General features: G+C 57.8%; 13 protein-coding genes. 4 read left to right on the forward strand and 9 right to left on the reverse strand.

Features of this window, described 5'->3' with window-relative positions:
* Positions 1-62: 62 nt before the first annotated feature.
* Positions 63-3,407, forward strand: a complete 3,345-nt coding sequence (gene carB, locus ACR0IK_RS07605; protein ID WP_480641021.1) for a carbamoyl-phosphate synthase large subunit — start codon at positions 63-65, stop codon at positions 3,405-3,407.
* A gap of 378 nt (positions 3,408-3,785) precedes the next feature.
* Entirely contained in the window at positions 3,786-4,076 is a 291-nt protein-coding gene (locus ACR0IK_RS07610; protein ID WP_480641022.1) for a VOC family protein, read from the forward strand.
* 19 nt (positions 4,077-4,095) lie between these two features.
* Here the strand turns inward: ACR0IK_RS07610 and ACR0IK_RS07615 are convergent, their stop codons facing one another.
* Genes ACR0IK_RS07615 through ACR0IK_RS07625 form a run of 3 tightly spaced genes read right to left on the reverse strand, consistent with a single transcriptional unit; the run spans position 4,096 to position 8,649 of the window.
* The gene (locus ACR0IK_RS07615) at positions 4,096-7,137 is read right to left on the reverse strand and encodes an efflux RND transporter permease subunit (protein WP_480641023.1); all 3,042 of its coding nucleotides are present in this window, start codon (positions 7,135-7,137) and stop codon (positions 4,096-4,098) included.
* 10 nt (positions 7,138-7,147) lie between these two features.
* A complete protein-coding gene (locus ACR0IK_RS07620; RefSeq protein ID WP_480641024.1) occupies positions 7,148-8,185 on the reverse strand; it encodes an efflux RND transporter periplasmic adaptor subunit in 1,038 nt (345 codons plus the stop codon).
* Complete coding sequence (locus ACR0IK_RS07625; RefSeq protein WP_480641025.1) at positions 8,182-8,649, reverse strand: MarR family winged helix-turn-helix transcriptional regulator; 468 nt, start codon at positions 8,647-8,649, stop codon at positions 8,182-8,184. Before ACR0IK_RS07625 ends, ACR0IK_RS07620 begins: the two co-directional genes overlap by 4 nt.
* Positions 8,650-8,816: 167 nt before the next feature.
* On the opposite strand from ACR0IK_RS07625, the gene ACR0IK_RS07630 reads away from it, so the two are divergent.
* Positions 8,817-9,941, forward strand: coding sequence for a beta-ketoacyl-ACP synthase III (locus ACR0IK_RS07630; RefSeq protein WP_480641026.1), 1,125 nt, complete (start codon positions 8,817-8,819; stop codon positions 9,939-9,941).
* A 189-nt stretch (positions 9,942-10,130) separates the two neighbouring features.
* Here ACR0IK_RS07630 and ACR0IK_RS07635 read toward each other — a convergent pair whose 3' ends face one another.
* Complete coding sequence (locus ACR0IK_RS07635; protein ID WP_480641027.1) at positions 10,131-10,736, reverse strand: hypothetical protein; 606 nt, start codon at positions 10,734-10,736, stop codon at positions 10,131-10,133.
* Between the two features lie 126 nt (positions 10,737-10,862).
* A complete protein-coding gene (locus tag ACR0IK_RS07640; RefSeq protein ID WP_480590224.1) occupies positions 10,863-11,324 on the reverse strand; it encodes a hypothetical protein in 462 nt (153 codons plus the stop codon).
* A 346-nt stretch (positions 11,325-11,670) separates the two neighbouring features.
* Here ACR0IK_RS07640 and ACR0IK_RS07645 point away from each other — a divergent pair, with 346 nt between their 5' ends.
* Positions 11,671-12,249 (forward strand): thymidine kinase, encoded by a 579-nt coding sequence (locus ACR0IK_RS07645; RefSeq protein WP_480590226.1) that lies wholly within the window; start codon positions 11,671-11,673, stop codon positions 12,247-12,249.
* Here the strand turns inward: ACR0IK_RS07645 and ACR0IK_RS07650 are convergent.
* Genes ACR0IK_RS07650 through ACR0IK_RS07665 form a run of 4 tightly spaced genes read right to left on the reverse strand, consistent with a single transcriptional unit; the run spans position 12,246 to position 14,879 of the window.
* Positions 12,246-13,196, reverse strand: a complete 951-nt coding sequence (locus ACR0IK_RS07650) for a 2-hydroxyacid dehydrogenase (protein WP_480641028.1) — start codon at positions 13,194-13,196, stop codon at positions 12,246-12,248. The two genes, ACR0IK_RS07645 and ACR0IK_RS07650, sit on opposite strands and share 4 nt — an antisense overlap.
* A complete protein-coding gene (locus ACR0IK_RS07655; protein ID WP_170400563.1) occupies positions 13,196-13,534 on the reverse strand; it encodes a tRNA-binding protein in 339 nt (112 codons plus the stop codon). The genes ACR0IK_RS07650 and ACR0IK_RS07655 overlap by 1 nt, the downstream gene beginning before the upstream one ends.
* Positions 13,527-14,342: a pyrroline-5-carboxylate reductase gene (proC, locus tag ACR0IK_RS07660; protein ID WP_480641029.1), complete on the reverse strand. Its 816-nt coding sequence runs from the start codon at positions 14,340-14,342 to the stop codon at positions 13,527-13,529. The genes ACR0IK_RS07655 and proC overlap by 8 nt, the downstream gene beginning before the upstream one ends.
* Positions 14,343-14,378: 36 nt before the next feature.
* Positions 14,379-14,879 carry a type III secretion system chaperone family protein gene (locus tag ACR0IK_RS07665; RefSeq protein WP_480590232.1) on the reverse strand — a complete coding sequence of 167 codons (501 nt, stop codon included), beginning with the start codon at positions 14,877-14,879 and terminating at the stop codon, positions 14,379-14,381.
* Positions 14,880-15,018 lie beyond the last annotated feature (139 nt).

Consider the following 15,018-nt stretch of genomic DNA (forward strand, 5'->3'; position numbering starts at 1 on the left):
ACGCAGGACAATTTGGGCGCTTGGGGGCGCCCTGACTCGCGGACAATCGAAGGAACGTGGCCATGCCGAGAAGAACCGACATCAAGTCGATCATGATCATCGGGGCGGGCCCCATTGTTATCGGTCAGGCCTGCGAGTTCGACTATTCCGGTGCCCAAGCCTGTAAGGCGCTGCGGGAAGAAGGATACCGGGTCATTCTGGTGAACTCAAACCCAGCCACCATTATGACCGATCCCGGGCTGGCGGACGCCACATATATCGAGCCGATCACCCCCGAAGTTGTTGCCAAGATCATCGAGAAAGAACGCCCCGACGCGCTGCTGCCCACCATGGGCGGGCAGACCGGCCTGAATACCTCGCTCGCGCTGGAAGAAATGGGTGTTCTGGACAGGTTCGGTGTCGAGATGATCGGTGCTAAGCGCGACGCTATCGAGATGGCCGAAGACCGCGCCCTGTTCCGCGAGGCAATGGACCGGTTGGGCCTGGAAAACCCAAAAGCGACCATCGTGACTGCTCCCAAGCGTAAAGACGGTTCCACCGATCTGGACGCCGGTGTGCAGATGGCGCTGGACGAGTTGGAAGAGATCGGCCTGCCTGCCATCATCCGCCCTGCCTTTACCTTGGGCGGTACCGGCGGTGGTGTAGCTTATAACCGCGAGGATTATATCCATTTCTGCCGCTCGGGCATGGATGCCTCGCCGGTCAACCAGATCCTCGTCGATGAAAGTCTGCTGGGTTGGAAAGAATACGAGATGGAGGTGGTGCGCGACACCGCCGACAACGCGATCATCGTCTGTTCCATCGAAAACATTGACCCGATGGGCGTGCACACCGGCGACTCGATCACCGTGGCCCCTGCCCTGACGCTGACCGACAAGGAATACCAGATCATGCGCAACGGCTCGATTGCCGTTCTGCGTGAGATTGGGGTCGAAACCGGCGGTTCAAACGTGCAATGGGCGATCAATCCTGAAGATGGCCGGATGGTCGTGATCGAGATGAACCCGCGTGTTTCTCGTTCATCGGCACTGGCATCGAAAGCGACCGGTTTCCCGATTGCCAAAATCGCGGCAAAACTGGCCGTTGGTTACACGCTGGACGAGTTGGACAACGATATTACCAAGGTCACGCCCGCCTCGTTCGAGCCGACCATCGACTATGTCGTCACCAAGATCCCGAAGTTTGCATTCGAGAAGTTCCCCGGCTCAGAGCCTTACCTGACCACCGCCATGAAGTCGGTGGGTGAGGCCATGTCTATAGGCCGCACGATCCATGAATCGATGCAAAAGGCGCTGGCCTCTATGGAATCGGGCCTGACCGGCTTTGACGAAATCGAAATCCCTGGCCTGAATGTGGGTGTGTGGGAAGAAGCCGACGACAAGGCTGCCGTGATCAAGGCGATCAGCCAACAGACGCCCGACCGTCTGCGTACCATCGCACAGGCCATACGTCACGGCCTGACTGATGACGAGATCTTTGGCGTCACTAAGTTCGACCCTTGGTTTCTTGCCCGTATCCGCGAGATTATTGAAGCCGAGCGTCAGGTCCGCAAAGACGGCCTGCCCGTCACCGAGGAAGGCATCCGTAAGCTGAAAATGCTGGGTTTCACCGATGCGCGCTTGGGTAACCTGACGGGCCGGGACGAGGACAACGTCCGCCGCGCCCGCCGCAATCTGGGCGTCAATGCCGTGTTCAAACGCATCGACACCTGTGCAGCTGAGTTCGAGGCTCAGACGCCTTATATGTATTCGACCTATGAAGCGCCGATGATGGGTGAGGTCGAATGCGAGGCGCGGCCCAGTGATCGCAAAAAGGTCGTCATCCTCGGCGGTGGCCCGAACCGGATCGGTCAGGGGATCGAGTTCGACTATTGCTGCTGCCACGCTTGTTTCGCGCTGACCGAGGCCGGCTATGAGACCATCATGGTCAACTGCAACCCCGAGACAGTCTCGACCGACTATGACACCTCGGATCGCCTGTATTTCGAGCCGCTGACCTTTGAACACGTGATGGAAATCCTGACGAAAGAACAGGAAAACGGCACGTTGCACGGTGTTATCGTACAGTTCGGCGGCCAGACACCACTGAAACTGGCCAACGCGCTGGAGGCCGAGGGTATCCCGATCCTCGGCACCACACCGGACGCCATCGACCTGGCCGAAGACCGTGAGCGGTTCCAGGCGCTGGTCAACGAACTGGGCCTGAAACAGCCGAAAAACGGCATCGCTTCGACTGACGAAAAGGCACTTGAAATTGCCGACGAGATCGGCTTTCCGCTGGTCATCCGCCCCTCCTACGTTTTGGGTGGTCGCGCGATGGAAATCGTGCGCGATATGGACCAGTTGAGACGTTACATCAACGAGGCCGTGGTAGTGTCGGGCGACAGCCCTGTGCTGCTCGACAGTTATTTAGCAGGTGCCGTGGAACTGGATGTAGATGCGCTCTGCGATGGTATTGACGTCCATGTCGCGGGCATCATGCAGCATATCGAAGAGGCGGGTGTCCACTCGGGCGACTCCGCCTGTTCGTTGCCGCCCTACTCACTGTCGAAAGAGATCATCGGTCAGATCAAGGATCAGACCTTCAAACTGGCCAAGGCGCTGAATGTCGTTGGTCTGATGAACGTGCAATTCGCGATCAAGGACGACGAAATCTACCTGATCGAAGTGAACCCCCGTGCCTCACGCACCGTGCCCTTCGTGGCCAAGGCCACTGACAGCGCGATTGCCTCGATTGCCGCGCGCGTCATGGCAGGCGAGAAACTGTCGAATTTCCCGATGCGTCCGCCGTATCAGGAAGGCAAGGACACCAAGATCGCCGACCAAATGACCCTGGCCGACCCGGACATGCCGTGGTTCTCAGTAAAAGAGGCCGTGCTGCCCTTCGCTCGGTTCCCCGGCGTTGACACCATTTTGGGCCCGGAAATGCGCTCAACCGGCGAGGTTATGGGCTGGGATCGCGACTTCCCGCGCGCCTTCCTTAAGGCGCAGATGGGGGCCGGTATGGTGCTGCCGTCCTCGGGCCGCGCATTTATCTCGATCAAGGATGCTGACAAGACCGCTGCGATGCTCGAGGCCGCTCAGGTTCTGATCCAGCAAGGGTTCAAGCTGATTGCGACCCGCGGCACCCAAAGCTGGCTGTCCAATCACGGCGTGGACTGCGACGTGGTCAACAAGGTCTATGAAGGCCGTCCGGACGTCGTTGACATGCTGAAAGACGGTCAGGTGCAGCTGTTGATGAACACAACCGAAGGCGCACAGGCGGTCGAGGACAGCAAATCCATCCGCTCAATCGCGCTCTATGACAAGATTCCCTATTTCACCACTGCGGCCGCCAGCCATGCTGCGGCACTGGCGATCAAGGCACAGGCCGAAGGGGATGTTGAGGTGAAGTCGCTACAGGGCTAACTCGCCTGCGGCGAAACCCGCGCATTTTGAACCAAACACACCGCGCCCGTTGACCCCGTGTCTTCGGGCGCGCATCTTTTCTGCAAACGAGCAGAAGGAATACGAAATGCGCAGGTTTATGGTTCTCGCCGCTTTGATGACGCTTGCCGCATGTGATGTACCGCTGATCCCACTGATCTGACACGGCCTTCAGTACTGTTTAGCTGTCCCTGTGCGTGCGCAGGCTGCATGATGCTTTTTTAAACCAGCAGGAGAGCCATGCGCCTTTACACCACATACGGCACAAATGACCTGAAACGGGCCATCCGGTTTTATGACGCGATCTTTGTTGTTCTGGAACAACCCCGCCTGCCAGGATGATCCGAGGATCGCGCAGGTTTGGGAAAGGAACCGGAAGACGGTACCGGATTTTGGGTCTGTTCCTCCTTTGACGGCAGGGCCGCCAGCGTGGGCAATGGGACCATAATGGCCTTCCCCGCCAACAACGCGACACAGGTCCGGCAATTTCACGCGGCGGGGCAGCACCACGGCGGCACCGACGAAGGGGTACCGGGCACACGTGATTCCTGCGCGCCCGATTTCTATGTCGCCTATCTGCGTCACCCGGATGGCAACAAGCTGTCAGGTTTTTTCAATCACTACGACCCGGCAGAAGATCCGGGCGACTGAAACAGCCGCCCGATGATTGTCAGGCCGTTGCGGCCTCGCGCTTTTCATCCCGCGCGAATAACACGAGGTAAAAGACCGGCGCCGCAACCATTGTCAGGATCGTGGCGAAGGCCAGGCCACCCATGATCGTCACCGCCATGGAGCGGAAGAACGCATCCGTCAGCAGCGGCGCCATCCCCAGAATGGTGGTAATTGCGGCCAGCATTACGGGGCGCAGACGCGAGACTGAAGCCTCGACAATCGCTTCTCTCAAGGGTTTGCCGGTGGCGCGGACCAGATCGATTTCTTCGACCAGGACGATGCCGTTCTTGATCAGCATCCCCGACAAGCTGAGCAAGCCTAGCAGCGCGGTGAAGGTGAACGGAAGACCGGTGCCCAGCAGGCCGATCACCACGCCGTTCACCGACATCGGAACCAGCAGCCAGATGATGATCGGCTGACGGATTGCATTAAAGATCAGCACCGAGATCAGCACCATGATCAGCAGGCTCAGCGGCAACTGGCGGCCAAGGCTTTCATTGGCTTCACCGGCGTTTTCGAACTCGCCTCCCCATTCCATCCGGTACCCCGGCGGAAGTTCCATACCCTCGATGGCCGCACGGACTTCGGAGTGGACCTGTGCTGCCGTCATATCCGGTGGGATGTCAGCGCCAACGGTGATTGTCAGCACCCGGTCGCGGCGATGCACCAGCGTGTTGAGCGACTTGTATTCGAACCCATCGACCATTTGCTCGATGGGAACAAATTTCTCCGACTGATCCGAGTACACAACCTGATCCACGATCGAGTAGTCCCCGTCCGCGGGGCGGCGCAGGATGATCGGGATCAAGCGGTCCCGCTCGCGGAAGCCGCCAGCAGTGATGCCATCTGTGGAAAACTGTAACGTTGCCGCAATGTCCTCGCGTGAGACCCCTGCAGTCTGGGCCCGCTCGGTCGCGTAGATCGGCTGCACTGCCAATTCTTGCTCGCGCCAATCGTGATAGACGTTCAGCGCGTTGGGCGAGGCCTCGCGCATTTTCAGCACTGCAGCATCGGCCAGTTCGCGCAACACCGCCGGGTCACTTCCCGAGAACCGCGCCTGAACCGGATCACCTCCTCCAGGGCCAAAGATTAAACGCTTGGTACGGAACTGGCCTTCGGGGAATTGCGCCTGACCGAACGCCTCAAGATCCGCCCGCAGCGCCGGGATGTCATCCAGCGTGTTGGTTCGGATGATCATATGACCGTAGCTTGGGTTTGGCTTTTCCGCCGAATAGGTCAGCAGGAACCGAGTTGCACCCTGTCCGACAAAGGTCGTGACGGACACAACATCGTCGCGCTCGGCCAGCCAGTCTTCGAACACGGCCATGTCTTCGGCCGTACGGGCAATCGGCGTACCTTGTGGCAAGTTGTAATGTACGAAGAACAGCGGCGTGTTCGAGTCTGGAAAGAACTGCTGTTTTACCAGACCGAAGCCCGCGAAGCAGGCCACCGTGATCCCGACCAAGGCGGCAATCACCAGCCAGCGCATCCGGAGCGACCAACGCAGGATCGCCCCATAGACGCGGAACATGATACCGCCATAGGCATCAACCTCACCTTCTTTGCCCTGTTTGAAGAAGTAGTGTCCCAACAAAGGTGTTACGGTCAGCGCCAGCACCCAGCTCAGCATCAGAGAGATGCCGATCACGGCAAACAGCGAGAACAGGAATTCGCCGGTCGCATCGGGGCTGAGACCGATCCCGGCAAACGCCATTATGCCGATTACAGTGGCCCCCAGCAGTGGTATCTGCGTCTTGGACGCGGCCTCATCCGCCGCATCGCGCGAGTTCTTACCGCGCAGCATGGCGATCTGCATCCCCTCGGCGACAACGATAGCGTTGTCCACCAGCATCCCCATCGCAATGATCAGGGCGCCGAGCGAAATCCGCTCCATCTCGATCGAGAAAATCGACATGAACAACAATGTGCCCACAACAGTCAGCAACAGAGTCGAGCCAACGACCACCGCCGCGCGCCACCCCATGAATATGCCAAGCACCGCAACCACAATACTGACGGACATCGCCAGATTCACCAGGAAATCGTTGGAGGCCTGCTCGACCACAACATGCTGTTGATAGATTGGCAGGATTTCCACCCCAAATGGGATCTGGGAATCCAGCGCGGCAAACTTGGCATCCGCGCGTTGACCAACCTCGACAATGTTCTCGGTCGACAGCCCCGCGATGCCCAGCGTGAACGCCTCAGTGCCGTTGAACCGGATCATGACATCCGGGTCGGTCTGACGACCCCGGTAAACGTGGGACATGTCGAACAGGTTGATCACCTGCCCTTGCGATCCCACCGACAACCCGGCAATGGCCGAAACGGTGTCCGACCCTTCGGCCGTCAGGATGGTCGTGCGGTCATTCTCGGACCGAACCGAACCAGATGCGTTCACAGAATCTGCGTTGGCAATGGCTTCGTTGATGGTTTGAATAGGTACATTCTGATTCACGGAAATGGCAAGGTCGGGTTCAACAAAGATGGCCTCTTGCGGCAGGCCCATAACCTCGACATCCGCCACACCAGATACGGTCAGCAGCTCGCGTCGCAGAAAAGTCGCCAGTTCGTGTTTCTCGGCGTCTGTAAAACCTTCGGCCGTTACTGCATAAAACAGGCCAAACACATCGCCAAATCCGTCGTTGACCAAAGGCGCGCCAACACCCGGAGGCAAGCTTCGCCCCGCATCGCGCACCTTGGCGCGCAGTTCGGTCCAGATACTCGGCAGTTCCGTACCGTCATACGTAGATTTGATCTCGACCTCGATCAGCGAGAAACCAGGTTGGTTGACTGATGTGATGGTATCGACTTCGCCCATTTGCTGAATGGCAGATTCCAGCGGCTCCGAAACCTCCAACGCCACTTGTTCTGCAGTGGCACCCGGATACTGGGTCGCGATGACGGCGTTTTTGATGGTGAAGGCAGGGTCTTCCAAACGGCCCAGCGAAAGGAACCCCCAGATACCGCCAAACAGGGCAAACAGGATGATCAGCCAAGTATAAAGTGGCCGGTCAATTGAGGCGCGTGCGATGTTCATCTGTCCACCCTCAGTTCGCGAAACCGGCAAAGCGGCGCACGGCCTGACCATCGGTCAGTGCTCCCCCACCGGCGACAACGATTTCATCGCCATCCGACAGGCCGGTTAGCACCCGAACATCACCCGTTTGGGTCGGTTCGATAGTAACAGGCACGTAACGGATAGAGCCCTCATCGGCACCGACCGGCGAGAATACCATGACGCCCAGCGCACCATCAGCATCGGCAACGATTGCCGAAGCCGGGACGACAATGCCAGTCCGTGTATCCTGCACCTTAACGTTCACAGTCACGGACGAGCCCGGCAGAATCTGCAACCCCTCTGGCGGGGTCAGGCCGAACTGGATACGAAACGTCTGCCCCACGCTGGACGTTTCGGCATCGAACTCGCGGATCTCAAGAGGAAACACTTCATCACTGGTGGGGAATTTCGCGGTGATCGTCAGTTCATTTTCTTGAGATGACCGCTGGAACAGAATCTCGGGCACGTCGACCTCGATCCGCAACTCGGACATGTCGTGAATGCGAACAATGGGCGCACCGGCTGACACCGTGGTAAAGGCCTCGACCGCCCGGCTGGACACCAGCGCGTCAAACGGTGCTGTCAGCGTGGCGTGTTCCAGATCGTATTCCGCATCCCGCACCGCGATCTCGGCCAGTTGTGCTGCAGTTTCTGCGTCGTCCACTGCCACCTGGCTGGCTGTCGTTCCGCGCAGGCGCGACAGACGGGCCAGGGTTCGATCAGCCTGATCCTTTTGCAACACGGCTCGGTCGTAGCGGCGCTGGAATGGGGCCTGATCCAGTTGCGCAATCAACTCGCCTTTGGGGATCACAAAGCCTTCGTTCACCGGCATTTTCACAATCTGACCGGAAACCTGAAACGCCAGATCAACAGTCTGCCGGGCAGCTACACGCCCAAAAAACTGCCGCGAAAACCCCGGCGAGGTTTCCTGTACCTGCATCAACTTGACCGGCTTGGCCGTGTCTTGCGCCACAACCGTGGTCGCCAGCGCAATCAGGGTCGCGCTCAAAACAGAGAGGAGTTTCATTTCGTCAATCCCTCGGGAATTCCCGTTTTCAGAATGTTGTCTCGGATTTTGCGCGCCAGCCGCGCGAATTGGGCAGTTTCTTCCGCATCCAGACCAGAAGAGCGGTGGAACACGTCTCCGGCCACGGACACCAGCATGTTGCGCAGGTCCTGGCCCTGCTCTGTCAAAACCAGCAGCCAGGCTCGACGGTCATCCGGGTCGCGTTCGCGGATCAGTAGCCCCGCCTTTTCCAAACCATCCGCCGTTGCCGTGATGGTCGAAGGGACGGTCAACATATCAGCAGCCAATACACCCATGCGTTTCGGCTGATCCAGTTTTATCAGCATATGGCATTCGAGATGGCTCAGATCGGTTTCGACGCAGTCAAAGGCCTCTTCCAGCTTCCAGTACAAAGCATACACACCCATAATGGCCTGAATCTCAGGACTGAGACGGCTAAGCCTGGTGCTGATATCGTCTGACATACGAACTCTCCGGATGAGTCTGGCTGGTCATATACTTCGATTTTCGAACTATTCAAGATATGAAGCGCAAATAGGAAAAACCTACCACATTCCGTTAGGTCACCATACCTTGATCAAACCCTGCTGTGACTGCATTTTAGGCAAACTCGAAACGTCCAGGACCCGCCATGTATACCCCTGCAATCACCGGCACCGGTGTTTTCACACCCGAAAGCGTCATCACCAATGCCGAGCTTGTCGCCGCCTTCAACGCCTATGCCGACAAGCAGAACGCTGTGAATGCCGACGCGATAGCAGTTGGCGAGATGGAGCCGATGCAGCATTCCTCCGAAGAGTTCATCCTAAAGGCCTCGGGCATTGAGAACCGCTATGTGATGGACAAGTCGGGTGTTCTGAACCCGGATGTGATGCACCCTCTGCTGCGCCAGCGCAGCGATGACGAGCCCGGCATCATGACCGAAATGGCTGTGGATGCCTGCAAAAAGGCGTTAGCTCAGGCCGGGCGCAGCGCCGAAGATGTCGATCTGGTGATTTGCGCCGCCTCGAACCACGAACGCGCCTATCCGGCAATTGCAATTGAAATCCAGCAGGCGCTGGGGATCAAAGGGTTCGGTTTCGATATGAACGTCGCCTGTTCCTCGGCCACGTTCGGCATTCAGGCGGCGGCGGACATGATCCGTTCGGGTTCGGTGCGGTCGGCGCTGGTGGTGAACCCCGAGATCTGCTCGGGCCATCTGGAATGGCGCGACAGAGACTGTCACTTTATCTTTGGCGACGTGGCCACGGCCACCCTGATCGAACGGATCGAAGACGCGCAAGGCCCTCATTTCGAAATCCTCTCGACCCGCTGTGCCACTTCGTTCTCGAACAACATCCGCAACAACAACGGCTTCCTGCGCCGCTCGCGCCCTGCCGGAGTGGTCGACCGACGTGACATGCAGTTCATGCAGAACGGCCGCAAGGTGTTCAAGGAAGTGCTGCCGATGGTCAGCAAACACATCTCGGATCACATGGAGTCCGAAGGTGTGACCAGCAACGAACTGAAACGCCTGTGGCTGCATCAGGCCAACAAGACGATGAACGATTTCATCGGAAAAAAGGTGCTGGGCCGTGAAGCCGAAGCGGGCGAGCAACCCAACATCCTGCAGGATTATGCCAACACGTCCTCGGCCGGGTCGATCATTGCGTTCTCCAAATTTTCCGATGATCTGACGGATGGGGATGTCGGGCTGATCTGCTCGTTCGGGGCAGGTTATTCCGTTGGCTCAGTGATCGTGAAGCGGCACGGGTAATGGGCTGATTCCAGAGTTCGCACAAAAGAGTGTTTGACTGTCTGCTTTGAGCCCAAAGCGGACTTTGTCAATCCAAAAGGGTGTTGCAAGAGCGGTAGGCAGCTACAGCCCAAACCAATTTCTTGGGAACATTCAGCGCAGCGAAAAGAGCATTGGGAAGCCCGTATGAATAGAGTGAATAGCGTACCGCTAATTCTTTGCTTTTTTGGCAACAAAGAATGGGTAAATTCCGACGTCATCACGAAACTGAGCGAAATCACTTATGATGCGAAACGCAATCAACACTTCCCCTGCGTCGAAGAAGTAAATCAATGTACCTAGCGAAGGCTCTGTCCGAGACCGTGACAGTTGATATCTCCAAGCCCCATCCTCAAGGTCAATAAGTTGCAAGATACTGAAAACATCGGATAACTCGTCTTCAATATCGCAGGCACTTCTGGAACCACAACTCTGCAGCCACAACACTAAATCGCGCAACTGGTCTGGAACCATAGGCACGTGTTTTATCTCTCTTTCGTTTTTTGTGACTTTGTCACCTACTTTCGTTCCGAATGTGACAAGACCACCTTCTCCTTCGGAGACGATTTCAGCATCCTCGAGGCACAGCAACCGGCCTTTACTTTCCTCACCTTTTTGCCAGATTAGAGCGCACTCGGGGGAAACCTGCCAAGGGTACACTGGATAACTTGGGTCGGACGCCGCAAGCGAACCAACGGAAAGCATCAAATAAATCACTGAAAAGGTTGGTGGAAATACCTTCATCGACACACCAACATCAACACTTTCCTTAATCATTAGAACACACTCATCTTCTACAATCCGAAGCTGCCGTTGTCGAATGCAAGGTCGGCTTTGTCTGCAAACCAGACCTTTATAGCCCGTGTCAGAAGGTATTCGTAACGAGAAGGTCAGCGACTAACCCTAGCTCACGCTTTCCTCTTCCAGATGCAGCTTCATCTCGATCAGCACCTGTTGCAGCAGGCTGGTTTCCTTCAGCAGGCGCTTGGCTTCGTTTACGGTGATGATGCCGTCTTCGATGGCGGCCTGATATTCGGTCATCAGCATCGCGAAACGCTGGCTCAGGGCGATGACGTCCGAGTTCACCCCGCCGGTGCGCGGTGTGTCCGCATTGCGACCGTCATAGGACAAGGTGATGTTTTTCAGATCCGCCAGTGCCGAGGTGACATGCGGATAGGTAGAAACGGCCTCAAGCCGCGCGACTGAATCCACCGGCATGAACCGATCAACATGTTCGGCGTTGTCTGAATAATACCGGCCCAGAGTCGCCTTGGATTTGCCAGTGATCTCACATGCGGATTCAATGCCGACGTCCTTGACCAATGCTTCTGTGTGTTTTTTCAGATAGGCCCCGATATCTGCCATGTTTTTACCTTTTCTGCCTGTCTCTCCCACAACATCTGCCACTGTGGGGGAAAGGGAAAAGAAATTTCCCATACTCGAGTCTTAATTGAAATGTCATACATTGGCTATCCCTCAGATATTCGGGGGTTTTGTGAGTGAGTGGCGGCCGTTTAGGCCGGTGACGAGTAATTGCGGGGCAGAATACTAGCCTCGCTCTGTTTTGGCCGCATGTCGGCCAACGGCGTCGTTGTTGTGAAAGCGGGGGATCCATCCCCCTTGAGCTTAGGCTCGGCCCCTGCAACAACAGCGGCGACGTCGCTTGTTTCGTATCTTGCCCAAGGGGGTAAGGCGTTTTAGACCCGGGCGCATGGCAAAGCTGTATTTCAACTATTCGACCATGAACGCGGGTAAATCGACCGTGTTGCTGCAGGCCTCGCACAACTATCGTGAAAGGGGCATGGACACTTATCTGATGACCGCTGCTCTGGATGGACGGGCCGGCGCGGGGAAGATCGCCTCGCGGATCGGGATTTCCGCCGATGCAGATACGTTCTCGGGGGGCGATGACGTGTTTGCAATGATTGAGACGCGCCTGAACCGAGGTCAGATCGCCTGCGTTTTCGTGGATGAGGCGCAGTTTCTGACCGAAGAGCAAGTCTGGCAACTGGCCCGCGCAGTGGATGATCTGCGTGTTCCGGTCCTGACCTATGGGTTGCGGGTGGATTTTCAGGGGCACTTGTTCCCCGGATCAGCTGCCCTGCTGGCGCTAGCGGATGAGATGCGAGAGGTCCGCACGATCTGCAGATGCGGCCGCAAGGCGACGATGGTGATTCGCCAGGACGAAAACGGAAAGACCATCACCGAGGGAGCACAGGTACAGATAGGTGGGAACGAGACCTATGTCTCGCTCTGCCGCAAACACTGGCGCGAGGCAATCGGATCTTAAACCGGATTTGGCAGCGCGCGACCCGCGACGAAGGCGGCGACGTTGTCCAGCGCAATGTGCCCCATATCGGTGCGCACCTCTTCGGTAGCGGTACCCAGATGAGGCAACAGAGTCACGTTCTCCATATTGCTCAGAGCTTGCGGAACGGCGGGTTCGAATTCGTAGACATCCAACCCCGCACCCGCAATCTGGCCCGATTGAAGCGCGGCGATCAGGGCGGTCTCGTCCACAACCTCTCCACGCGCGATGTTGATCAGGATGGCCGAGGGGTTCATCGCCTCCAACACCTGTGCGTTGATCAGGTGGCGGGTTTCGGCACCGCCAGGGACGGCCAGGATTAGAAAATCGACCGATCCGGCCAAAGCGGCCGGGTCGGGGGTGAATTCAGCGGCAAAGTCCAAGTCCTTCAGGCTGCGGGACTGATAGGCAACCTGCATTCCAAACCCGAAATGGCAACGGCGCGCGATGGCCTGACCAATCCGTCCCATGCCGACGATGCCGACTCGTTTGCCGGTGACGTGATGACCCAGCATCTGCGTCGGGTGCCAGCCCTGCCAGTAACCAGCCCGAACCAGCCGTTCGCCCTCGCCCGCGCGGCGCGCGGTCGACAGCAGCAGGGTCATGGCGATGTCGGCGGTGGCATCGGTCACTGCCCCGGGTGTATTGGTGACGGCAATGCCAGCGGCACGGGCCGCGTCTACGTCGATATGATTGTAGCCGACGCCGAAATTTGCCAGCAGTTTGCAGCGCGGTTTGGGCGCTTCGGCGAACACTTGATCCGAGAAAATGTCGCCCAGAGTGGGCACGACCACGTCGAAGTCCGTCAGCGCACTTAGCATCTCATGGCGCGTCATCGGCAGTGTTTCACTGCGAAACTCTACATCGAATTCTGCGCGGGCGCGGGCCTCGACGGCAGCCGTCATTGGGCGAGCGATAAACAGTTTCATCAGTGCATCCGCCCGCCAACAGGAACCTCGCCGTCCGGGCCGATCAGGACGATTTCACCGTTTTCATCGGGCAGACCCAGTACCAGAACCTCAGACATGAACCGGCCGATCTGGCGTGGTGGGAAGTTCACGACGGCCATCACCTGCTTACCTACCAGCGTCGCAGGATCGTAATGCGCGGTGACCTGGGCCGAGGTTTTTCGCTCGCCGATCTCATCGCCGAAATCGATCCACATCTTGATCGCGGGTTTGCGGGCTTCGGGGTACGGTTCGGCGCGGATCACCTCACCCACGCGGATATCAACCTTGAGAAAGTCGTCGAAGGTAATCTCACTCACGGGACAGCTCCTTGGATCGGTCGGTTGCAGCTTTGACAGCGCGGTGCAGCAGGTCGGGGAAGCCCTCTTCTTCGTGCATCAGCACTTCAAGCGCGGCCTGCGTGGTGCCGTTTGGTGAGGTCACGTTGATACGAAGCTGTGACGGGTCTTCCTCGGCCGCCTTCGCCAAAGCGCCTGCCCCGGCCACGGTTGATTTGGCCAGCTTCATCGCCAACTCATGCGGCAGGCCCTGCGCCTGCCCGGCAGCTGCCAGTGTTTCGATCAAATGGAAGACATAGGCCGGACCTGAGCCGCTGAGGCCGGTGACGGCGTCCATTTGCGCCTCGTCCTGCAACAGAACCGTTTCACCAATGGCCGACAGCAGGTTTTCGGTCAGCGTTAAATCAGCATCCGATGCAACCGAGTTGCCGATCAAGGCTGTGATTCCCTGCCGGATCGCGGCTGGAGTGTTTGGCATGGCGCGCACGATCGGTGTGTCGTCACCCAAAACGGATTCGAATGTGGCAATCGAGGTGCCCGCAGCGACCGACACGAACAGACTGCGACCCCCTCCCAAAGCTTTTATGGCGGGCAGGGCCTCACCCATCATCTGCGGTTTGACGGCCACCAGCACCACCGCGGGCGCTTCGGGCAAAGGTGTGTTGATATTGACACCCTGCGCCTTCAACCAGTCCGAGGGGTTCGGGTCGATCACCCAGACAGCGGACGCAGTAAGGCCATGCTCCAACCATCCGGCGAGCATGGCCGATCCCATCTTACCGCATCCCAAAAGCACCAGCCCCTGCTCGGCGACGCGTGACATGTCCATGATTGCCCCTCCCCCTACACGGTTTGGGGCAAAGCTTTACGCGCGGCCGTAGGCCTCTGCAATGGCGACTTGCATCGCCTCTTCAGGGGTACGGTTGCCCCATGTGACCAGTTGGATTGCCGGGTAGAACCGTTCGGCGCTCAGCACCGCTGCGTTGATCAGGGTGTCGATCTGTTCTGGGCTCGCCATCTGACCGCCGGCCAGAACCAGTCCGTACCGATAGACCATCAGTTTCTGGTTGGCCCAATAGGTGAACGCCCCCGCCCAGCACTGATCATTCATCTTGTTCAGCAGCTCATACAGCTCGTTTTCGCGTTCGGACGGAGGCTCCATTTCAAAGGAGCAGACCATCCGCAGGGTTTCATCATAGTGCGACCAGGCCAAAGTGATCGAATACGTCCGCCACTGCCCTTCGACAGCCATGGCGATCTGATCATCCCCGATCCGGTCAAAGTCCCAGTCGTGATGTTCGGCCAAATGTTCAACAATATCAATCGGATGAAGGTCTTCTTCGAGAAACTGCTCGGAAAGGGCCATAATGCCACCTCACTAATCTCTAGCATTTTGGGGCTGGCAGCGCCCCAGCGCTAGTTGCCTGCTCTACAAGCCGGGCTTCCCCCGTAGGCCTGTACTAAATATGGTGCGACGCAAGATGGGTTCTGGCAACCCTATTTAT

This window comes from Ruegeria sp. BF7, assembly GCF_056538605.1.

What these genes read in the sequence shown, in the direction of transcription:
- ACR0IK_RS07625 (WP_480641025.1), bottom strand. Translation starts at nt 8,649, where the DNA reads ATGTCAGACGATATCAGCACCAGGCTTAGCCGTCTCAGTCCTGAGATT.
- ACR0IK_RS07650 (WP_480641028.1), bottom strand. Translation starts at nt 13,196, where the DNA reads ATGAAACTGTTTATCGCTCGCCCAATGACGGCTGCCGTCGAGGCCCGC.
- ACR0IK_RS07630 (WP_480641026.1), top strand. Translation starts at nt 8,817, where the DNA reads ATGTATACCCCTGCAATCACCGGCACCGGTGTTTTCACACCCGAAAGC.
- proC (WP_480641029.1), bottom strand. Translation starts at nt 14,342, where the DNA reads ATGGACATGTCACGCGTCGCCGAGCAGGGGCTGGTGCTTTTGGGATGC.
- ACR0IK_RS07615 (WP_480641023.1), bottom strand. Translation starts at nt 7,137, where the DNA reads ATGAACATCGCACGCGCCTCAATTGACCGGCCACTTTATACTTGGCTG.
- ACR0IK_RS07645 (WP_480590226.1), top strand. Translation starts at nt 11,671, where the DNA reads ATGGCAAAGCTGTATTTCAACTATTCGACCATGAACGCGGGTAAATCG.
- carB (WP_480641021.1), top strand. Translation starts at nt 63, where the DNA reads ATGCCGAGAAGAACCGACATCAAGTCGATCATGATCATCGGGGCGGGC.
- ACR0IK_RS07635 (WP_480641027.1), bottom strand. Translation starts at nt 10,736, where the DNA reads ATGATTAAGGAAAGTGTTGATGTTGGTGTGTCGATGAAGGTATTTCCA.
- ACR0IK_RS07640 (WP_480590224.1), bottom strand. Translation starts at nt 11,324, where the DNA reads ATGGCAGATATCGGGGCCTATCTGAAAAAACACACAGAAGCATTGGTC.
- ACR0IK_RS07620 (WP_480641024.1), bottom strand. Translation starts at nt 8,185, where the DNA reads ATGAAACTCCTCTCTGTTTTGAGCGCGACCCTGATTGCGCTGGCGACC.
- ACR0IK_RS07665 (WP_480590232.1), bottom strand. Translation starts at nt 14,879, where the DNA reads ATGGCCCTTTCCGAGCAGTTTCTCGAAGAAGACCTTCATCCGATTGAT.